This is a genomic window from Chitinophagales bacterium, from assembly GCA_013816805.1.
GTDB lineage: Bacteria > Bacteroidota > Bacteroidia > Chitinophagales > UBA10324 > MGR-bin340.
In genome coordinates this window covers 19,058-42,294 of the sequence record JACDDS010000003.1, presented here as the reverse complement: position 1 = coordinate 42,294, position 23,237 = coordinate 19,058, and the positions used below count along the sequence as shown (strand labels likewise).

Genomic DNA, 23,237 nt, shown 5'->3' with positions numbered 1-23,237 from the left:
AGCAATAAATGAAAGGTTGTTATTGGTAACAGTAAAAATAAAAAAGAAAAGAAGAAATTATAAGACTGTATTACTATTTAAGGTGAGCCATTTACTGTACCTGTTTAAGGTTAATTTATTGAAAATTAATTATATTTAAGAACTCTATGAAGCCCCGGGCAATTCTCTCTGTATGACCCCGAAAGAAACGGAATCTTTCTACGAGCGCATTTTTACAACCCTTGATGAAGCGATTGTAGTAGAAAATGCGGAAGGAAAAGTTTTACTCGTAAATAATAAGATGTGTCTTTTAACCGGTTACTCTAAAACAGACTGGATCGGTCAGGAAGGTATTTCGCTTATAGTTGCTGATGAATGGAGAAAAGAGTATGAACATTTGAGATTAAACCACCCTCCCGATGCTGCCTGTGAGTTCGAAGGATTCTTTCATAAAAAGAATACGTCTGGTTTTTGGGGTATCACTAAAGGTATACCTTTTCAAAATGATCAGGGTGATTTCGAAGGCAGAATCATCACGATAAAAGATATTACTGATAATAAAAAAAAGTTAACGGAATTAAAGGAAAATGATGAGCGCTTGCGCTTTTTGCTTGAGGCATCTACTGAGGGAATAGTAATCCATGAAAAGGGAATTATTATAGATGTGAATGATGCCACCTTAAAGATGCTCGGCTACTCACGTGAAGAGCTTATTGGGAATTCCATTTTCGATTTTACACCCAAATATGAACACGAAAAGATACGAAAGACCATCCGTGAAAATCTGCCTTCTCCTGTTATAAGAGAAATAATAAATAGAACCGGGAATATTGTTTATGTAGAGTTAACCGGTAAAACCATTCAATTCAGAGAGAATGAGATCAGGGTAATTTTAATGCGCGACATCAGTGAGCTGCGTGTAAAGCGAATCGAAGAACAACGTTTAATTTCCCTTATAGAAGCAAGTCCGCATTACGTAGCGATGATGGATAACAATGGGCTTCGTTATATAAACCCTGCCGGCAGAACCTTGCTTGGCTATGAAATCCTTGAGGACATATTACATCTGCGAATTGAAGATTTAATGACCCCGGAGTCAAATGAATTCATTCTGAATGAAGCCATCCCTACTGCTATAGAACAAGGTATCTGGAAGGGACAGGCAGCCTTTTTGACCAGGCATGGAAAAAAAATAGAAACAGCACAGATAATTCTTGCCCATTTAGATGAAAATGGCAAGCTCGATTTTTTATCCTCCATCGCAGAGGATATCACGGAGCAGTTACGCGCACGCGAAATTTTAATGGAGAGTCGTGAGCGTTTAAGATATTTTATGCAAGAGAGCCGCGAGGCTATTTTAATACACGAAAATGGAACCATAATAGATTTTAATAATGAAGCATGTAAGATTTTTGAATACGATCCTGAAGATCTTACCGGCAAGCCAATTGATATGCTTTATGAAACTGCCTTCCGGCAGGAAATGAAGTCACTTATTAAAAAGAGAGAAACATTTTTAGAAGAATTTACAGGTATTAAAAAAGACGGAACCCGCTTCGATATAGAGGTCTATTCAAGAAGGCGGCAATACAAAAATAAAGACGTTCGGGTAGTGGGTATTCTCGATATTTCCCAGCGAAAAAAAGCGGAGAGAGCTTTACGAAGCAGCGAAGTTCAACTTAATGCTGCCGTGGAAGGAACGAATGTAGGAATCTGGGATTGGAATATCGTAACCAACAAGGTATCTTTTAATGATGCCTGGAAGGCCATCTACGGTTACCAAAACGATGACTATCCTAAATATTTCGATGAGTGGAAAAGCTGTGTACATCCAGATGATCTGCCGCAACTGCTTGCCAAACTAAGGAAACACCTGTACCGGCAGTCCTCCATGTTTCACCATATATACCGCACAAAGCGGGTACAGGGAGATTATATTGTAATTGAAGCAAGAGGTAAACTGATTCGTGACGAAAACAATATGCCGGTTCGCATTCTGGGAACAGCCGTGGATATTACGGAACGGCAACAAATGGAAGATGCCCTTCGCAAAAGCCAGGCGCAGCTTACAGCCCTGATAGAAAACCGGGAAGAAGCTATTTGGTCAATTGATTGCGACATGCGCATTCTGAATTTTAACCGGCCTATAAGCGAGGTTTTTTCACGACAATACGGGGTAACGATGAAGCAGGGAAAAATAATTACAGAGGGCTTACCGCCGGATTTAGCCACTACCTGGGTGGAGCGGTATGACCGCTCAAAAAAAGGAGAATCATATAATATTGTCGATAGGTTTGATATTAATGGTAAAGAACTTTTTGTTGAGTTTTCCTTAAACCCCATCCGGATGGGGGAGGGAAACATTATCGGTGTTTCGGTTCTTGGCAGGAATATTACACAACAAAAATATTTTGAGCAGTCATTACGTGAAGCAAAGGATACGGCCGAAGCCGCTAACCGCACCAAAAGCCAGTTTCTTGCTAATATGAGCCACGAGATCAGAACACCAATGAATGGCATTATTGGATTTACAGACCTCTTGCTACAGACTCAGCCGAGTGACCAGCAACGTGAATATCTTGATATAGTAAGGTATTCTGCCGATTCGCTCTTACAGCTTATAAATGATCTGCTCGACATTTCAAAAATTGAATCGGGACAGCTGGAATTACTAAACAAGAGCTTCAACCTTAATGATCTCATTACAGAAGTTATCCGATCTTTTCAAGTAAAGGCTGAAGAACAGAAAATAAAGCTGCTGCTGAACATGGATAATTCCATTCCCGAAGAAATTATAGGCGATGATTTCCGTATACGTCAGGTTTTAATAAACCTGATCGGTAATGCAATGAAATTTTCAAAAGACGCAGATGTAATCATAAGAACGAAGTTAAAAGTGATGAAAAGCCATCATGCAATTATTGGCATTTCGGTTCGGGACTTTGGTATCGGAATATCTCAGGAAAAACAGAAGCTCATTTTTGAGCCTTTCCGCCAGGTTGATAATCATCTGACACGAAAATACGGAGGCACCGGATTAGGTTTATCCATTGCGAAAAAGTTAGTTAAAATGATGAATGGGAACATTGGAGTCCAGAGTATTCCCGGAAAAGGAAGCCGCTTTTATTTTACAGTTAAGGTTGGTATAAACAAGAGAAACAAAGACACAGTTAATATTTCAGAACACGTTGCGTGAATGAACTGGCCTCTGTTTCAATCCTTAAAAAATATAACCCCGCTGCAAGATTCTTCAATGATATATTAAGCAACGGCTGATTCAAATCAAACGAAAAAGCTTTTTCTTCTTTTAACCGGCCTGCCATATCATATATCCTGATACTTCCGGAATGAGGCTGAAGATCAAAATTTTGAGCACTGATTATATCTGTAGTAATAGTAGGAAAGATTCCGATAAAAAAGCTTTGCGGGGAAACGGCAATTTTATTAACCGTATTATTTCCGGAAATTAACCAAAAGTCTGGGTCAATGATTGCAGTATCAGCTTTAAAATTCAACTGTGCGGAAAAGAGCTCTCCGCCTGATGTAAGATCAAATCTCAAATCTGTGGAATCATTAGCGCTCTTAAACCTTACCGGAACCGGTAAATCAAAAAAAGGAACTGTAACATCAGAAGTGCTTTGATAGAGAACCAGCTTTACAAGATTGTCTTTATCCTGTGACCAAAATAATTGATAAGATGGAAACCCCTGTCCGTAAAACCATTCGCTAAAGAAGCTCGTAAGATCCATTCCGCTTACACTTTCCAGATGAGACTTCAGGTCAATCGTTCGTGCGTACGAATAAGCCAGGCCGGGATCATTTAGATATTCCCGTATGCCCTTAAAAAATGATGAATCACCAATTTTCCAGCGTAACATATGGAGTAAATAGGATCCCTTTTTATAAGACAGGCGGCTGCTGAAAATACGATCGACACTTGTAGTATCATCTACGAATACGGATCCATTTGGCTGTGAAATGATATTTCCGACAGTTTGGGATTTCCAAATAGGCCAATATAACTGAGGGGAAAAATTTTCGTAGCACAAGCCGGTCAGGTAAGTTGCAAAGCCTTCATTAAGCCACACATCATTCCAGCTACCGCATGTTACCTTATCGCCAAACCACTGGTGCGCCAGTTCATGCACCATTATTTCATAGCCGAAATTCGCCATCGAACTCATGGTTTGGTGTTCCTCTCCTCCACCCCATCCAAATTGCATGTGCCCGTATTTTTCCTTTTTAAAAGGATACTCTCCAAACAATGAACTGTACAGCTGAAAAGGAGAAATAATGGAAGGCACGCTTTCTTCCGCATATTGCAGCTGATCGGGAAAAACATAATTCAGGATAGGAATAGAATCACTGCCATCAGGGACAAAAACAGAAAATGCTGCATATTTTGTGACTGAAATACCAATAAGATAACTCGCAATAGGGTACCTGTGTTTCCAGTGCATTGTAACCCAGCTTCCTTCTGTATCGCATTTAATCAGAAGGCCTGCAGTGCCTGCAAGGTTTCCGACAGGTATCGTAATGAAGCTATCTATAGAATCTATTTTATCATTCAATGTCTGTTTGCAAGGCCACCAGTCTTTTGCTCCGTAAGGCTCTGAGAGTGTCCAAATATTATTTATACCAGATACCTGGGTTTGCTGGTAGGAACCAAAGCCTGTACTTACAGGTATACCATGATAGGAAATAGAAAGGGAATCCATGGACCCTTCTGTAAGATTATTTGTCAAATCAACCTGTAATATATCACCGGGTAACTGATGATAAACAATTTGAGATCCGTGATATTTTATTGAGTCAATAGATAAAGTATCAGAACAGTCAAAAAAAAGCAGGTTAGTGGCATTTACTATCTGTAAATAAAAAGTAACCGTTCCCTGGATAAAAAGTGTATCAGGATCAATGGTCCAGTAAAGCCGTGCATACTTCAAATCATAATCCTGAGAAGGAGCGGTAGCAATAAAACCTAATCGATGCAGTACAGCTTCTGACTCGCAATCTGCAATTTCTCCAATACAATCTTTATAGGTAATGCCCTGTGCAAAATTTTTTTCAGACAAAAAGAGCAGTAAAAGAATGAAGCCGTATAATCGACTATAAGGTTTAGAATAATATTTACCTGATAATTTTTTCAGATAGATTTTAATGATCCGCATTCCATGAGGCCTCCAAAAGCAATTTACGAATCTCAAATAATCTGTGCTAAAATCATAATTTACTTTACCCTAACCAAACAAGACTATGGATTACCTTTCTTTTTCTTTTTCGTTTCCTGAAGATTGGCAAAAAGAGATCCTGATAGCACATTTATCTGATATAGGGTTTGGAGGATTTCAGGAAGAAACATACAATACAATTGCTTTTATTCCGGTTTCAGATTTTTACCAGGCTGATTTCGATCAATGTATTCAGTTGATGCAGCAATATTTTCCGGTTCACTATGTAAGGCATGTAATACCATATCAAAATTGGAATGCCTTATGGGAAAAAAATTTTCAGCCTATTGTTATCGGGGAAGAAATTGTTGTTCGTGCTTCATTTCATCTTAAAATTCCTGTTGTTAAACATGACATTGTAATAGACCCTAAAATGGCTTTTGGTACTGGCCATCATGAAACCACTGCTATGATGCTTCGAATGATGCTGCAAGAAAATTTTACCAATAAAAAGGTACTTGATTTTGGTACCGGCACCGGTATTCTGTCAATTCTTGCATCAAGGCTTGGGGCCTCAGAAATTTTAGCCATTGATAATGATAACCATGCAACGGACAATGCGAAGGAGAATATTTTTTTAAATAATATCCTCAATGCACGGGTTATCCACGGGGGCATTGATTCATTGAAGGAAAATAAATTCGATATTATACTTGCTAATATTAACCGGGAAGTAATTATTCATTCTATTGAAAATTTAGCCAAATCACTAAATAATCAAGGTGCTCTGTTTTTGAGCGGATTCTATAATAATGATATGGGTGCCATCTTGCATAAAACTTCATTTTATCAACTTCAATTAACGGATAAGTTTACTGAAAACAATTGGATAGCAATGCAGCTGAAGTCTAAGTAGAAATTCTAATAGATTTAATGTAAAAGATGGAAGAAAACATTGACTATCATTTGTAATGCTTTTTATAGTGCATTATAGAAAAATTTAAATTCGATACTGTCGTTTGAGAAGAAAGTAATTCCATTGACGGGGCTTCGTATTTTTATTGTTGCAGTATCCACCTTTCTCTATTCTTTTTCTATAGCGCAACCTGCTACCACATACTCCGGCGATCCTTCTGCTTTTCAAAAAGAAATTAATGATCTGTTGAACCAAACAAAAAGGGATGATGCAAAGCAAACATCCAATGATTTTGCCGCAGTATGGAGTAGTTTCCCGCAGGATAAGCAATCAGATATCATGGCCATTGCATCTGCTATGCAATCAAGCAGAATGGCTGGTTATCCGTATTTTGTAAAGTATATAAATACAATTGCTACTATTGAAAAAAATTCAGTATCAGACCAATTATGGCAACAATGGAAAACGGTTTTACTTTTTCTCATCACCAGGCAAAAATCAGGAAGTAACAAGTCATATGAGACTTTTCTGGATTTTTCCCTTAATCTGTTTTCACAAAATATTTTATATGCAAAACAAGAAAGGTTCTGGAAGATTTCCTCAAAAGACTATAGTCTGCAAATACGGGATGACACACCGGTTTTAACAATTTCTAATATTAATTTATCAGCCCTATCTGCCGGCGATTCCATCCGGATTATGCAAACAAATGGAACTTATTACCCGCTGGATAATAAATGGATCGGCGAAAATGGAAGAGTTGACTGGACCCGTGCAGGTCTTCCTGCAGAAGAAGTTTATGTAAACTTTACAAATTATCAAATTGATCTTTCAAAGACAGAATATGTAGTTGATTCTGCTCTCCTCAACTTTTCCTCATTCAGTAAAAAAAATGTGGTTGGTAAATTTTCTGATAAATTATTTACAGATTATAATAAAGAAACTGCCTCTTATCCTCGATTTGATTCGTACCAAAAAGACTTAAGCTTTCAACGCATAGCATCAAATGTTCAGCTAACGGCTGGCATCTCTCTGCAGGGAGCAACGATGAGCGCATCCGGAACAAATGATCAAAAGGCAATTATCAAAATACAACGGTATGATAATAAGGTGGGCCTGATTGCCCGTTCTACTGCTTTTGAAATTAAGAATAATAAAATCAGCTCAATGGATGCTGAGGTGAATATAACGCTGAATACTGATTCACTTTATCACGGGGGAGCAACCATGCGCTACGACATTTTAACGCGCCAGCTTCTTCTGCTAAGAGGGGCAAGCGGAATAGCTAAAACTCCTTTTCGCGATTTCTACCACAAGACAGACATTTTCGCAGATGTTATTTTTTGGGATATGAGTAAACCGAACTTTTATATCCGAAACCTTACTACGGCTGGCCAAACTTCAGTGAGCTACGAATCCTTTAACTATTTTGATAAATCAAGGCTGGAAAAATATCAGAACCTGGCAGATTATAATATCCTTGAAAAAATAAAGACGATTGCTGAAAAATCCGGTCAGCGTGAATTTGATGCCAGTGACCTGGCCAAAAGAATAGAGGGCAATTATTCAGAAGAAACATTAAAGGGAATTTATTACAAATTAGTGGAAGACGGGTTTATAAAATATGAACAGCGCGGATTGGTTACCGTGCTGGATAAAGCTTTCTTTTATGTAAACGCCAACAAAAAGCTGGTGAATTATGACAATATCCAGCTTAGCTCTCAAACAGACACTGTGAACGGGCAAATGGATTTACGCAATTTAAACCTCAGAGTAGGTGGCGTAAGTTCAATACCCCTTAGTGACAGCAATTTTGTTATCATCTTTCCGCGGAAAGACTCCCTACTTATGAAGCAGAACCGGAACATAGATTTCAGCGGCAGAATGTTTGCCGGGTGGCTTGACATGAACGGAAGCGGCTTTAAATATAATTATGACAGCAATCAAATGAACCTGTCCAAAGTAGATTCACTCATAATTAACATTCCGACCGGAAAATTTGATGAAAAACATCAGCCTGTACTAGGCCCCATAAAAAGCACCATTGAAAACGTTACCGGCTCGTTGCAGGTGGATTCAAAAAGCAGCACAAGAGTCCATAAAAAAAACCCGCAATTTCCAATTATTACCACTACCAAACCTTCCTATATATATTATGATAATCCCGGATTGTTTAACGGTTCTTACAAGAGAACTAAGTTTTATCTCCAGCTGGATCCTTTCATATTAGATTCCCTGAATAACCTACAAGTTTCCAAAGTTGCATTCGACGGTAAACTAGTCTCTGCAGGTATTTTCCCTGAAATAAAAGATCACGTATCTATTCAGCCTGATCTCTCATTGGGTTTTAAGATAACAAAAATGGATCTTCCTCTATATGGGGGAAAAGGTTCCTATTCAAAGGAGATCATCTTAAACAACAGCGGGCTTAAAGGAAAGGGAACAATAAAGTTTCTTTCCTCTACCACACAGTCGCGGGAGATCATATTCCTCCCTGACTCTCTGTTGGCAAAAGCGGATTCATTCAGTATTGCTGCTTCTTTGATTGGAAAAACTGAATTTCCGAATGTAAAAGGTTCAAAAGGGACGATTCTGTGGAGGCCCTCTCATGATTCCATGATTGTAAAGACGGATTCAATTCCATTTAAAATATTTGATGAGAAATCATCTTTAAAAGGTACGGTTGTTCTCAGATCAACCGGTATGAGGGGTAGCGGAACGGTTGATTGGTCTGATGCTATTCTTTCTTCCCGGGATATTCTTTTTGCCAAAAACAGGATGAGCGCAGATACAGCAGACTTTTATATTAAATCAAAAGATCCAAAGCAACCTTCTCTTCGAACAAATAATGTAAAAGCAAAAATCGATTTTGATAAGAGAACGGGAGAATTTAAATCTAACACTAATGATATTGCTACCGTTTTTCCTTACAACCAATACAGGACATCTATAAGTGAGTTCAGATGGGATATGGACAATAATAAAATGACTTTTAATGCGCCGCAGGGCTCATCAGCCCTGTTCACTTCCACAAATCCGGAACAGGATTCACTGAGCTTTACCGGAAGCGGAGCCATTTATGATATGAAGCAATATGTTCTGAAAATTAATAAAGTGCCTTACATAACTGTAGCAGATGCTAAGATTTTTCCGGACAGCGGCAAAATAACAATTGAAGGAAATGCAGCCATGCGCACGCTTACGAAAGCAAAAATTACGATGGACACTGCCTCCGGATTTCACAAATTTGATAGTGTTACAGCTACCATTTATGGCCGGCGGGAACTTAAGGTAACAGCTGCCATATATAATTACATAAACAGATCGGGTAAGCCTCAAAAAATCCGGATTGATGATATGGGTATTTTCAAAGATACTGCCGATCACCAGCTTCACATATATGCTAAAGGTGGGGTAGATACCGCTATGCAATTTCAATTGCTTCCGAAAATAAGTTACAAGGGTCGGGTAAATGTGGTATCGAACATCAGGGATATTGCATTAAAAGGGTACGCAAAGCTGGATATAAATAATCCGAATATCAGGGCAGAATGGTTTAGCGTGAACGGGTATGTGTCAAAAGATTCGAATTATGTATATTTTAATGATCCTGTGAATGAATCGCATAAACCCGTTACAGCAGGCATTGTATTCGATGCAGATTCTTCCGATCTCTATACATCCTTTTTTAATGCAAAAAAAAGCTATCGCGATAAGAACCTTTTTACAGCAAATGGAATGGTTTATTATGATGAAAAACTGAAGCAATACATAGCGGGCAACCCTGATAAAATTTTAAGAAATGCTGTTAAAGGTAATGTGTTAAAATACAGTGACGCTACCGGTAAAGTAGCGGCGGAAGGTAAGATGGATATGAGCTTAAACTTCGGATTGGTAAAAATAAATGCTGCAGGAAGTGTGAGTACCGATGTTATTAAGAATGATTTTTTATTTAACCTGATGCTGGGAATTCAGTTTGATATTGATAAAGATTTAGTAGTTAAATTTTCGAAAGATGTGATAGAGGGTAATTATGATGCTGCCGAAGCGAGCTATCAAAGTGATGCTTTTCAAAAAAACATTGCTGAATTAATTGTTGCGAAAAATGAAAAAAGCTTTAACGAGCAGTTTGCATCCACTAACTCGTTTTCCAAAAGTAAGGCACTGCCTTATACCATTTTAATTTCAGACGTAGAAATGAAATGGGATAAAACAAGCCGTTCATTTTATTCAACGAAACCTTTTTCTATTGCATTCATTAATGATAAATCTGTAGCGAAGGTAGTTAAGGGTTATCTTGAACTTGGTTATAAGCGGAGTGGTGACTATATGAACCTGTATATTCCTGCCGGAGCGGACGATTGGTACTTCTTTAACTATGCTTCAGGAAATATGCAGATTGCATCAGGTGATGAAGCATTTAATACAGCCCTGGAAAAGATTAAACCGGATAAAAGGACTGCAAAATCAGATGAAAGTGGAGGATATCAATATAATCCGGGTTCGGAAAACAAGAAAAATACATTCATAAACCGGATAAAATTTTTACAGAGCGGAAGCTCTGCGCCGGCTCCCAAACAAACTCATAAATAATATCAGGTCGAAAAACCCGATACCATTTTATCCAAGACTGCAGTTAGAAATAAACTTTAATGGACTCCGCATTTTGAAAAGTATTGATTCTCTAATACCTTAGTTTTCAATTTGCCTTTGACGCTTCCATATATTATTGTATTCATTCTTGCTTACCTTATTGGTGCCGTTCCTTCATCAGTATGGATTGGAAAATGGTTTTATCATAAAGATGTTCGAAACGTTGGAAGCGGAAATGCAGGTGCAACCAATACATTTCGGGTTCTGGGTGCAAGGGCTGGCATTATAGTGTTAGCTATGGATGTGCTGAAGGGCGTTTCTGCTGTAATGCTGGCATATTATCCGGTTGGAATAAATCTGCATTCTGATAATTTTATCTACTACAAGCTGGCATTAGGTATTACCGCAGCATTGGGTCATATTTTTCCCGTTTACCTTAAATTTAAAGGAGGTAAGGGAGTAGCTACATTCCTTGGCGTCGGTCTATCTGTTTTTTGGATGGCAGCTTTATTATGTATTGTTTCTTTTTTGTTAATATTTCTGACAACGCGATATGTTTCTCTTGGTTCACTTCTGTCCTCTGCTTTATTTCCCATAGTGGTAATCTTTGTAGATCATTATCATCAATTACCTGTTATACTTTTCGCTGTGGCCATACCCTGCATCATTTTTTATACACATAGAAAAAATATTGTACGATTATTGAATAGGACGGAAAACAAACTTTCATTTAAAAGAAATATATAGCATGAAAAATCAAAAAATACTTGCAGTTTTTTCGTTTCTGATTTTTTTATGGTCCTGCCAAAAGGTGCCTATTACGGGCAGAACACAAATCCATGGCCTGCCTGAATCTGAGTTGGAATCCATGTCTTTAACCCAATATAACCAGGTATTGAAAGAAAATAAAGTAATCACCGGAACCGCTGAAGCGAACCTTGTGAATACTGTGGGAAAGAGAATTTCAGATGCAGCTCAGCAATTAATGACTGAGATGAAGTATGCTGACAGGGTAAAGGATTTTCATTGGGAGTATCATCTCCTGGAAAGCAAGGAGGTAAATGCATGGTGTATGCCCGGAGGCAAGATTGCGGTTTATTCAGGTTTACTTCCGGTTACGCAGACAGAAGCAGCATTAGCTGCTGTAATAGGCCATGAGGTAGGTCACGCCCTGGCTCAGCATGGTAATGAGCGCATGAGTCAGCAGCTGATAGCCCAGGGATTGGGCGCGGGATTAAGTTTAGCTTTAGCTAATAAGCCTGCTGAAACTCAAAATATTTATAACACTGCATTTGCTGTGGGAGCCCAATATGGAGCCTTATTACCTTTTTCACGCACTCAGGAATCTGAAGCAGATAAGATAGGTTTAGTATTGATGGCAAAAGCAGGGTATGACCCGCATGAGGCCATTGGGCTATGGGAACGTATGAAACAAATGTCGGGTGGAGGAAAGGCTCCTGAGTTTATGAGCACGCACCCAAGCGATGACAGGCGTATTGCAGATATAAAAAAGTATATGCCTGAAGCATTGAAGTATTATAAGAAGTGATCTGGCTTCCGGAAATTATCACCATATAAATTTATATTGAACGAATTAAAATGGGATTCTCTCATTCCTATTTTATGCTTGTATTTCTTGAATATGTCCCGCCAGATTCTGTTCATAGTTCGCCATTTAGCTGTCGGGATCAATAGAGTCATAGTCACTAAATCACTAAAATACAACTTCGTTTATTTTGAATTAAAAAGCAAATTATTCCTACCTAATTCAGACAGATCGGAAAAAGGATAAGTTAGATACTATTTATAATTTTCCTTAACTATACTTTACAATAACACTCCTTTATTGATCTTCCCTTGATATAGTTCTTAGATAAAAATATTAAATGTAAATCCTAAACCTTTGACATTCAGGTTTGTTACCCCTGTCAATAGAAAAGAATCCACGGATGGAAATCCATTCTTGGATTCTGCTCGTAGATAGTTTAATTTTTTCACTCACAAAATTGATTTTCATGAAACAAAAACTGACCACTACTTTAAAGGTATGTGCAGTAATGCTGGTGATAGGAAGTCTCCTGTATTTCAGCAGTGCACGTGACCAATTGGTTGCCTCAAGCCATCGCGAGGCACCGCTGATTTCTAATGACCCTCTGGCTGATAATACGGATGTATATGCATTCCGGTCACCTGAGGACAGTTCTAAAATAGTAATAATGGCGAATTATATTCCCGCCGAACTTCCAATGGGAGGACCAAATTATTACTCCTTTGGAGAAAATGTTAATTATGAAGTTCACATTAAAAACAATGCTGACACGAAGGATGACGATATTACTTATCGTTTTCTTTTTTCAAAGGTTAATCAGGATTCAACAACCTTCTTTAATATACGCCTTGGTCTGCAGAATCTGAAGACTTCTTTCAAATGCTATAAAAGCATGAATGGAGGAGATTTTCAGCTCATTGCTAAAGGTGATGTTCCACCTCCTAATATTGGTCCTCGTTCTATCGAAGATCCGGTGCTCGGATTAGGTCAAACTGAAGAGCAGCTTATTGAGGATGATATCGTGAAGGCTGGTGGAGCTAATGGCGGAGGAGAGACTATTTATTGCGGCCCCGCAGATGATCCCTTCTTTGTTGACTTAGGGGGTATTTTTGATGTAGGAAATACACGCGGCAGTGGCGGAACAGGAATTAATGCTCCGCGTGATGGTTTAGCAGGCCGTAATGTGCACGTAATTGCATTGAGCATTCCGATAGCTTCTTTACAAAAAGATGGTAAGGGGGTGGCCCAAGCTTCAGATATTCTCGATCCCGATTATGTGATCGGTGTATATGCATCTGCCAGCAGAAGAAGGACAACTGTTCTGGATGAAAAAACAGGTGATAAACAGGAAAACGGACAGTGGGTACAGGTATCAAGACTCGGTATGCCGCTCACTAATGAGGTAATTATTCCGATCGGAACAAAAGACAAATGGAATTTTACAGATGTAACCAAGGATCAGCAATTTGAAGAATTTTTCACCAACCCGGAGCTTGCTCTTTACATGGATGATTCACAATTCGGAACTGTTGTGCCTGCATTTGAACCTTTGCGCATTCAGTCTGCTTCTCAAACAGTTCTTGGAACTGTAGACTTCAGAAATTACCACGATGGCTTATATGTTATTTATGGTGATCCTGCTACCCTGGGAACGGCTCTTGATCCTGCCTTATATGGTGATTATCTGCTTCGTCCGGGTCAACCGCGCTCAGTAGATATTCTTCCTATTTTTAATACAGGAGTGCCCAACCTGGCACCTTATCAATTAGCAACAGGAAAACCGGATGGTAATCCATTAGCTGCAGGCAAGCCTTTTATCAATAATTTTCTGCCTACGTTTAATGATATGCTGCGCCTGAATATGGCAGTTCCTGTTACTGACAGAAACAGCTCAGATTTCAGTTCTGAAGGTCTCCTTCAGGCGGCAGTGCTTGGATTAACGGATCCTCGCTATAATACCACTACGGATATTCAGAACATTCCTAACATGGATGGTTTCCCGAACGGAAGACGATTGGAAGATGATGTTACCCGTATTGAATTACAGGCTGTTTCAGGAATAGTGCTTGCCGCTATTGGTCTGGGATACGATGACCATACCATTGGCATTGGACAAAGCCTGGTGACTCCTGACCTGTTAAGTGTGTTAGGATATACAACCGGTGTAGAAAGTAACGATGCGTCTTTTAAGTCTACTTTCCCCTACGTGGCAACTCCATGGGAAGGTTATGCTTATCACTACAATTACACCTACTAATTTTTTAATCCAGAAAATATACGAACAACATGAAATCCATCATAAACAAATTATTAAAGACGGGAATGGTGCTGGGAGTAATCGGGGCTATGACTTATGCAAGTTCAAAGCACGATTGCGTAGTGGCATCAAGTCACCGTGAGGCACCGCTGATCTCGAACGATCCGCTTGCCGATAATACGGATGTTTACGCATTCCGTAGTCCGGACGATACAACTTCCATCACTATTATTGCCGGTTACGTTCCTCTTGAATTACCGCAAGGTGGCCCGAATTATTACTCTTTCGGGGAAAACATTGCGTACGATATTCATATAAAAAACAATCCTACTACTACTGGTGATGATATCATATATCGTTTTAAATTCAAGCAAACAAATGAAGATCCTACTACTTTCTTTAACATTCGTCTTGGTAAGCAAAATCTGAAAACCACTTACGATTGTTCAGTTAGCAGTGCAGGAAAGCCCTTTAAAAGTATAATTACTGGTGGAGTAGTTCCTCCTAATAACATTGGTCCTCGTTCTATTGAAGATCCGGTTGTTGGTTTGGGAACCAACTATGAAAAGCTTTTTAAAGATGCAATCACTCCCTCAACAGGTCGTGGTGGAGAAATGGTGTATTGTGGTCCAGCTGATGATCCATTTTTTGTGGATCTGGGTGGAATTTTTGATCTTGCCCATACTCGGGCAGGTGGCACTGGCGTAAATCAACCGATAGACGCTGTTGCCTGTCATAATGTGCATGTTATCGCCATGAAGATTCCTATTAAAACGTTGCAGATGGATCACAAATCCTCCAATGGAGCAAGAAGTATTCTAGACCCTGATTATGTAATCGGAGTATGGGCATCAGCTTCCCGTCCGAAAATTGCAAAGCTTCGGGAGGATGGAACTCCGGGTTACCACTATCAATTACCTTATGTTCAGGTATCCCGTTTAGGAATGCCATTAACAAATGAAGCAATTATCCCTATTGGTGATAAGGATTACTGGAATTCACAAACACCTTACAACGACGGTGATTTCGAAAAGTACTTCACAAATCCGGAGTTAGCATTATATATGGATGATGATCAGTTTGGGCCCTTAGTTCCTGCTTTTGATGCTCTTCGTGTTCAGGAATCTTCACAGACAGTATTGGGAACAGTTGACTTTACTGATTATGCGGACGGATTGTTTGTGCTGTATGGTGATCCGGCTACATTAGGAACAGCTCTGGATCCTGCTTTGTATGGTGATTATTTGCTCCGCAAAAATCAACCCCGGTCAGTTGATATCCTTCCTATTTTTAATACTGGTGTACCTAACCTGGCACCTTATCAGCTTGCAACCGGGAAACCTTCCGGCAATCCTTTAGCACCTGGTAAACCCTTTGTAAATAACTTCCTGCCTACCTTTGGTGATATGCTTCGCCTGAATATGGCAGTTCCTATAACAAAGCGAAACAGCCCTGATTTCAGCACAGAAGGACTTCTTCAAGCTGCAGTTTTAGGTTTAACAGACCCACGATACAATACTAATACTGACCTTCAAAACATTCCGAATATGGATGGATTCCCTAACGGAAGACGTCTTGAAGATGATGTCACGCGTATTGAATTGCAGGCAGTTTCGGGTATTGTGCTGGCAGCAATTGGTTTGGGATATGATGATTTTAACATTGGTGAAAGCCTGGTTACTCCTGATCTGTTAGGAGTGTTGGGATACACTACTGGCGTAGAAAAGAATGATACTACCCTGCGTTCTTCTTTCCCTTATGTTCAGGTTCCATGGAGCGGTTTTGGTAAGTGCAGCGGGCCAAATGGAATTTACATGTCTGGCGGAAGAGATGCTGGTGTATTGGAGATCGGTTCACCTGAATTGGTAGCAATGAGCTATCCAAATCCATTTTCCAGCTATACTAATTTCAAATATCATTTAAGCGGTGATGCAAGAGTTACCATCAGAGTAGTGGATCTTACCGGTAAAACGGTATCAATAGTTGAAGATGGCTATAAAAAAGCTGGTAACTATTTGACTACCTGGAATACTGTAAATAATTTACCTGAAGGAATATACATTGCAACGATAGCTTACAATGGAATTACTATGTCAACAATGAAGATTAACCATGTGAAATAAAGATTGGAGTTTTTTGGTTAATCGAAGCCGTTCCGGGAAACCGGAACGGCTTTTTTAATTTCTGCTCTTCGTTCATCTAAAGCTAAGTTTTCAAATCGAGTTGAAAACTTTGCTTAAGCAGAGAAGTTCTATACCAATTCAACCCATAGAATTCCTGTAAGGCTTCTAAACCATTTTTAGAAAAAGCCCTCCCATCCCCCAAACAGGTAATTGACTAACATATTAATCCAAAGCTATCTTTGAGCCTGAATCCTTAAAAATCCTAAGAATTATGAAAACAAAACCTTACTTTTTATTACTTCTATTAATAAGCATAACAGTATTGCAAACAAATGCTTATCCGTTTCATGTATCTGGCTTAACCACATCAACTAATAATCAATCTTGTAACGCTGACATTCATGCTGCAAAAGCTGACGTAACACTAACTACGTCATCAGAATCTGGCGGGGACATCAACCAGGGCAGCACCAGTGTTATTGTATATGCCGTGAAGATGAAAGTGGAAACGGCTGATGTAACTGTGAATAATATTAAATTCACCCTTAGCGGGAATCATGACAGTAATGACCTTACCACAGTAAGTGCTTATTTCAATCCCAGCTCTCCGGATCTTACGGGGGCATCTTTTCTGAATTCCACGGCAGCCACGTTTGCAGCACCGCACACCTATTCTTTAAGCATTAACCGAACACTGACCGCTGGCACCAGCGGCTATTTTATTGTTACGGTAAATGTAAGCAATACAGCCACCGATAACCATACCGTCCAGGTGAACGGAGCCACTGATCCGGTAATATTTGGATTTACTGCTTCAGTAATCTTAGACGATCAGCAATCCAATAAGGCGAATGCCTTTAAGATCCAGGCAGCCGATGTAACACTTACAAGTTCATCAGTAAGTGCTATGGATGTTAACCAGGGCACTGTAAGCGTAATTGTATATTCAGTAAAGATGTCCGTAGCCACTGAGCCTGTAACAGCAAATAATATAACATTCACTTTGAGTAGAAATCATGATAACAATGATCTTTCCACGGTAAGTGTATACTTCAATCCCAGTTCACCCGATCTTACCGGCGCATCATTCCTGAATTCAACAGCTGCCGCATTCGCAGCGCCGCACACCTATATCTTGAGCATCAATCGTACTATTGCAGCAGGCGATCACGGCTATTTTATTGTTACGGTAAACGTCAGTAATACCGCTACCGACAACCACACTGTTCAGGTAAACGGAGACACTGACCCTGTAATTTTCGGATTTGCCACTGCGCCGAATGTAGACGATCAGCAGTCTAATAAAGCGAAAGCTCAGAAGATACAGGCAGCCGATGTAACGTTGACTACCTCATCCGTAGGTGCTAATGATGTTAACCAGGGCGCCATCAGTGTCATTGTGTATGCAGTGAAAATGGCGGTAGCCACCGAGCCTGTAACAGCAAATAATATAACATTCACTTTGAGTGGAAATCATGATAACAATGATCTCTCCACGGTAAGTGTATACTTCAATCCCAGTTCACCCGATCTTACCGGCGCATCCTTCCTGAATTCAACAGCTGCAACGTTCGCAGCGCCGCACACCTATACCTTGAGCATCAATCGTACTATTGCAGCAGGCGATCACGGCTATTTTATTGTTACGGTAAACGTCAGTAATACCGCTACCGACAACCACACTGTTCAGGTAAACGGAGACACTGACCCTGTAATTTTCGGATTTACCACTGCGCCGAATGTAGACGATCAGCAGTCTAATAAAGCGAAAGCTCAGAAGATACAGGCGGCTGATGTAACATTAACTACTTCATCCATTTCAGCTGGAAATATTCTGCAGGGAAGTGTCAGTAATATTATATATGCCGTAAAAATGGTGGTGGTAACTGAGCCGGTAACAGCGAATAATATAACCTTCACATTAAGCGGTACTCATGACGAGAATGACCTTACTACGGCAAGCGTATACTTTAATCCCAGTTCGCCGGATCTCACGGGGGCATCATTCCTGAATTCAACAGCTGCCACGTTCGCAGCGCCGCACACCTATACCTTAAGTATAAACCGTACTATAGCCGAAGGTGATCATGGGTATTTTATTATTACCGTTAATGTAAGTTCTACTGCCAGCACCGGTAAAACAGTAACTATTAACGGAAGCAAAGACCCGGTTCTATTCTCCTTTACCACTGTGCCCAATATCACCGATAACCAGAGCAATAAGGCAGGTGTTAAAACCATTAAATCTTCTCAGCCAAAAATTGAAAATTTGAATACGGTGGTGTTGAATGGAATTTATCCAAACCCTGCTGCTGCTTTATTTAATTATTCTATTTCAGCAAAGGATAACCAATCTGTTACTATAGAGTTAACAGATCAGTATGGCAGAATCGTGGTTAGTAATAATTTACTCCTGAGCCAGGGTGTAAACAACCTCAGCCTGAATGTTTCGGATTTTGCTAATGGCATCTATTACTTAGTTGCAACAGATGAGGCACATACCTTAAGATTGAAGAAACAATTGGTAATTCAGCATTAACGGCCGAATTTAAGAAGAATGGAGAAGCCGCCTCAATTCTAGTGCGGCTTTTTCATTTGTATTAAGGGCAAAAGCTTAGCATTACAACAAACTTAAACCATTCAAGAGCTACCTAACGGTGATGCTTAGCTTCACGGTTTTTCAGACCGCAGTTTGTTTGCCAGCAGTGCATTGACAATTCAGATTTTCAGATTATATTTTTAGGGTCAATAAAAATTTGTGTCACCACACCCCAAACAGAGAAGTGCATTTCTTCTGTTACATGAATGGTTTTGTACCTGGGATTGCCCGGCACCAGCATCACTGTTCCATAGGCAATGCATAGCTGCTTAATTATAAATTCTCCATTCATTACACCAACTATAATATCACCTGAAGAAGGGTGCCGGGATCTATCGACGAGCACTTTTGAAAAGGGAGGAATGTGAAAATCAACCATGGATTCTCCCTCTATTTTAACAAGAAATGTGGAAGATGGATTTTTGATAAGAAGCTCATTCAGATCCGTGCTTTCTTCCATGTAATCCGCAACAAGCGCAGGTAAACCTGCTGAAACAGCAACTGGAAAATATAAAATTTTAACCGGCATTGATTGCACCATAGTCAAATACGCTGACGGTTAAGTAACCGGAATTTTCTGAAAGAGAAAAATGAAAATTTCAGCTTGTTAATTTGAAAGACAATTCTACATAGATTAATATTCAGATTATGACAATCATTTTATGTCAAAAATGGCCTATATTTAAAAGGGAATGGTGTACATGGTCAACTACTTCTAACAGTCTAATATTATTTAATAACACATGGTCTAATGACCTTATATTTCAGCAAATCCATTTTGTCCTAATTTTCGTTTATTAGCCAACTCTTTAACTCCAATCTAAATGCAATTCCTTAAGAAAAATTTTTACATCATATCCATTACCATTCTCGTCCTCTTTGTAGCGATGATCCTTATTTTTAGAAAACCTGTACCGGAAATTCCACCTCTCAAAAACAGGATCGGTGCAATAGGCATGGGCAGTGAATGGACGAACACCAGGCAAACTATTGATGCGCTCCTGGAGAAAATCCGCCAGCAGCCCAATGACCCTAAGCTGAAGATCACGCTCGCACAGGCATATATCCAGGAGGCACGCATTACCGGTGACCATGCATATTATGATCCGGCTGTAATTAAAATTCTCAATGCGGTGCTGCAAAAGGATCCAAATAATATTGAAGCACTTACCACACTTGCCACCGCTTACCTTTCGCAGCATCATTTCGATACCGGACTGCAGATTGGGAAACAGGCACAAAAGGTAGCACCAATGACTTCTATGGTATATGGCATTCTTACCGATGCTTACGTTGAACTTGGAAAGTACGATAGTGCCGTGATGATGGCGGATAAGATGTGCGCCATACGACCCGACCTGCGATCTTATTCACGAATTTCTTATGTACGGGAAATTTATGGTGATTACCCTGGTGCTACAGCAGCTATGAAAATGGCAGTGCAGGCTGGCTATCCTGGTTTGGAGCAAACGGCATGGGTACGTTGTTATCTGGGAAAGCTCTATGAAATAACAGGCAACCTCGATAGTGCTTCACTTCATTACCAGATTGCCCTTGGTGAACGCCCCAATTATGCTTATGCCATAGCAGGACTAGGAAGGGTTGCGCTCGCCAAAAAGAACTATGCTGAAGCAATAAAAGACTATGAAGAAGCCAACTCTTTGATAAAAGACAATGCTTTCGGAGATGAACTGGTCGATTTGTATACTGATAACCATGAAACAAAAAAGGCTGATTCGCTGATGGAGGAAGTAATCAAAGATCTTAATGCTCAGGCAAATTCCAATGATAATGATCCAAATGCAGGTCACTATGCAGATAAAGAATTGGCCTATGCGTATCTGAAACTGAAGCAAAATGATCAGGCTTTGAAACATGCAGAGATAGAATACAATCGGAGGCCGGATAACATCGAGATTAATGAAATGATGAGCTGGGTATATTATAAGCGGGGTGAATATGCAAAGTCATTGCCCTATATTGAAAAAGCAATGCGCACCGGCTCACAAAACGCGGTAATGCTGTGCAGGGCAGGGCTGATCTATGAAAAAAATAATAATCCTCAGAAAGGAACAGTGCTTATAAAAAGAGCATCTACTATAAATCCCTATTTACCCCAGGATTTAATTACGGAAGCGACACCGTATATGCCATTGGCGGGAAATTGATTGGATTTTATTTAACCCATTAAATTAAGTTATAGACTTATTCCACGGTAACACTCTTGGCAAGGTTCCGGGGCTGATCAACATTACAACCCCTGATAACAGCTATGTGATACGCCAGCAACTGTAAAGGAATGACGGACAGCAGTGGTGTAAGTGCCTCTTCCGTTTCCGGAATTTCTATCACGAATTCAGCAAGGTCGCGGATAATCTTGTCGCCTTTTGTTACAATGGCAATAATTCTTCCACGCCGCGCTTTCACCTCCTGTATATTGGAAATAATCTTATCATAAGGACCCCCTTTTGTAGCTAACACTACCACGGGCATTTCTTCGTCGATCAGCGCAATGGGGCCATGCTTCATCTCCGCAGCAGGATAGCCTTCTGCATGGATGTAGGATATTTCTTTGAGCTTAAGTGCCCCTTCCAATGCTACCGGGAAATTATATCCCCTTCCCAGGTAAAGAAAATTCCTCATGTCTTTAAAAAAGTCTGAGATGTACTTAATCTGATCATTTGTTTTTAGCACCTCCTTCACCTTTTCCGGAATCACATCCAGCTCATTAATAAGCTGGTGGTAGCGTGATTGTGTAATGGTTCCCCGCTCACGGGCAACCCTTAAAGCCAGCATACTTAAAACGGAGACCTGTGCTGTAAAAGCTTTTGTAGAGGCCACCCCTATCTCAGGGCCTGCGTGAGTATATGATCCTGCGTGGGTGCTGCGAGCTATAGACGATCCTACTACATTACAAATACCAAAAACGGTAGCATCCTTTGACTTTGCAAGCTCGATGGCAGCCAGGGTATCGGCCGTCTCGCCCGACTGCGACACTGCAATAATTATATCTGCAGGATTTACAATGGGGTTGCGATACCGAAACTCAGAGGCATATTCCACCTCTACCGGAATGCGGGCAAGATCTTCAAATAAATATTCGCCCACAATACTTGCATGCCAGGATGTGCCGCATGCCACCATCGTCAGTCCTTTTGCATTTACAAGCTTTTGCTCATATTCTGAAAAGCCGCCGAGCTTTATTTTTCCTGTATAAGTATTTAAGCGCCCACGCAACGAATCCCGGATAGAATGAGGTTGTTCATAAATTTCTTTCAGCATAAAATGGTCAAACCCGCCTTTCTCAAGCATCTCAAGCTTCAGCTCGAGCTCCTGTATATAGGGCGTCTTCATCTTATTTCCGATGGTCATGATGCTCAGCTTTCCATTACGGTGCATAGTAGCAATTTCCTCATCGTTCATGTACACCACATTTTTAGTGTATTCTACAATGGGTGTGGCATCTGAGGCGACAAAAAATTCTTTTTCTCCTACTCCTATCACCAGCGGACTGCCTTTTCGGGCAGCTATAATAATATCAGGATTTTCTTTAGAGATGATAACTATGGCATAGGCTCCTATTACTTCATTTAATGCAATGCGCACGGCTTCTTCTAAATTCACTCCTTCGTTTTGCTGAATATCCTCTATAAGATGAATCAGCACTTCCGTGTCAGTTTCGGATTTAAAATGGTGGCCCCGCTGTAAAAGCTCTTCTTTTAGAGGCGCATAATTTTCAATAATTCCATTGTGAATAATGGCGAGATTTTCTTTTTCAGAAAAATGGGGATGTGCATTAATATCGTTTGGTTCCCCGTGGGTTGCCCATCGGGTGTGGCCAATACCAATGGTGCCTTCCGTATCTTTATCCTGACAAAACTCTGCCAGAGTACTCACTTTCCCAGCTTTCTTATAGATTTTAATATCCCCATTAATAAGGGCCACACCGGCGCTGTCATATCCGCGGTATTCCAAACGGTGTAATCCTTTCATCAAAATCGGAAATGCCTGCTTATTTCCTATGTAACCAACTATTCCACACATGAATGA

General features: G+C 40.0%; 12 protein-coding genes. 9 read left to right on the top strand and 3 right to left on the bottom strand.

Going from position 1 to position 23,237, the window contains the following annotated elements; translation table 11 throughout:
- The first annotated feature begins 172 nt into the window (after positions 1 to 172).
- Positions 173 to 3,175 carry a PAS domain S-box protein gene (locus tag H0W62_03040; GenBank protein MBA3647518.1) on the top strand — a complete coding sequence of 1,001 codons (3,003 nt, stop codon included), beginning with the start codon at positions 173 to 175 and terminating at the stop codon, positions 3,173 to 3,175.
- On the opposite strand, the gene H0W62_03035 is transcribed toward H0W62_03040, so the two are convergent.
- Entirely contained in the window at positions 3,150 to 5,054 is a 1,905-nt protein-coding gene (locus H0W62_03035) for a T9SS type A sorting domain-containing protein (GenBank protein ID MBA3647517.1), read from the bottom strand. The two genes, H0W62_03040 and H0W62_03035, sit on opposite strands and share 26 nt — an antisense overlap.
- Before the next feature lie 181 nt (positions 5,055 to 5,235).
- On the opposite strand from H0W62_03035, the gene prmA reads away from it, so the two are divergent.
- The 7 genes from prmA (at position 5,236) to H0W62_03000 (ending at position 19,127) form a co-directional block, all read left to right on the top strand.
- On the top strand, positions 5,236 to 6,066 hold the full coding sequence (prmA, locus tag H0W62_03030) for a 50S ribosomal protein L11 methyltransferase (GenBank protein MBA3647516.1): 831 nt from the start codon (positions 5,236 to 5,238) through the stop codon (positions 6,064 to 6,066).
- 123 nt (positions 6,067 to 6,189) lie between these two features.
- Entirely contained in the window at positions 6,190 to 10,659 is a 4,470-nt protein-coding gene (locus tag H0W62_03025) for a hypothetical protein (GenBank protein ID MBA3647515.1), read from the top strand.
- A 117-nt stretch (positions 10,660 to 10,776) separates the two neighbouring features.
- A complete protein-coding gene (gene plsY / locus H0W62_03020; GenBank protein MBA3647514.1) occupies positions 10,777 to 11,406 on the top strand; it encodes a glycerol-3-phosphate 1-O-acyltransferase PlsY in 630 nt (209 codons plus the stop codon).
- A gap of 1 nt (position 11,407) precedes the next feature.
- Positions 11,408 to 12,208, top strand: a complete 801-nt coding sequence (locus H0W62_03015; protein ID MBA3647513.1) for a M48 family metallopeptidase — start codon at positions 11,408 to 11,410, stop codon at positions 12,206 to 12,208.
- Positions 12,209 to 12,716: 508 nt separating this feature from the next.
- Entirely contained in the window at positions 12,717 to 14,465 is a 1,749-nt protein-coding gene (locus H0W62_03010; protein ID MBA3647512.1) for a DUF4331 domain-containing protein, read from the top strand.
- An 89-nt stretch (positions 14,466 to 14,554) separates the two neighbouring features.
- Positions 14,555 to 16,588 (top strand): DUF4331 family protein, encoded by a 2,034-nt coding sequence (locus tag H0W62_03005; GenBank protein ID MBA3647511.1) that lies wholly within the window; start codon positions 14,555 to 14,557, stop codon positions 16,586 to 16,588.
- 271 nt (positions 16,589 to 16,859) lie between these two features.
- On the top strand, positions 16,860 to 19,127 hold the full coding sequence (locus tag H0W62_03000; protein MBA3647510.1) for a T9SS type A sorting domain-containing protein: 2,268 nt from the start codon (positions 16,860 to 16,862) through the stop codon (positions 19,125 to 19,127).
- 187 nt (positions 19,128 to 19,314) lie between these two features.
- Here H0W62_03000 and umuD read toward each other — a convergent pair whose 3' ends face one another.
- Entirely contained in the window at positions 19,315 to 19,716 is a 402-nt protein-coding gene (umuD, locus tag H0W62_02995; protein ID MBA3647509.1) for a translesion error-prone DNA polymerase V autoproteolytic subunit, read from the bottom strand.
- A gap of 295 nt (positions 19,717 to 20,011) precedes the next feature.
- Between umuD and H0W62_02990 the strand changes: the two genes are divergently transcribed.
- Positions 20,012 to 21,355 carry a tetratricopeptide repeat protein gene (locus H0W62_02990; protein ID MBA3647508.1) on the top strand — a complete coding sequence of 448 codons (1,344 nt, stop codon included), beginning with the start codon at positions 20,012 to 20,014 and terminating at the stop codon, positions 21,353 to 21,355.
- Between the two features lie 37 nt (positions 21,356 to 21,392).
- On the opposite strand, the gene glmS is transcribed toward H0W62_02990, so the two are convergent.
- Positions 21,393 to 23,231, bottom strand: coding sequence for a glutamine--fructose-6-phosphate transaminase (isomerizing) (gene glmS / locus H0W62_02985; GenBank protein MBA3647507.1), 1,839 nt, complete (start codon positions 23,229 to 23,231; stop codon positions 21,393 to 21,395).
- Between the last annotated feature and the right edge of the window lie 6 nt (positions 23,232 to 23,237).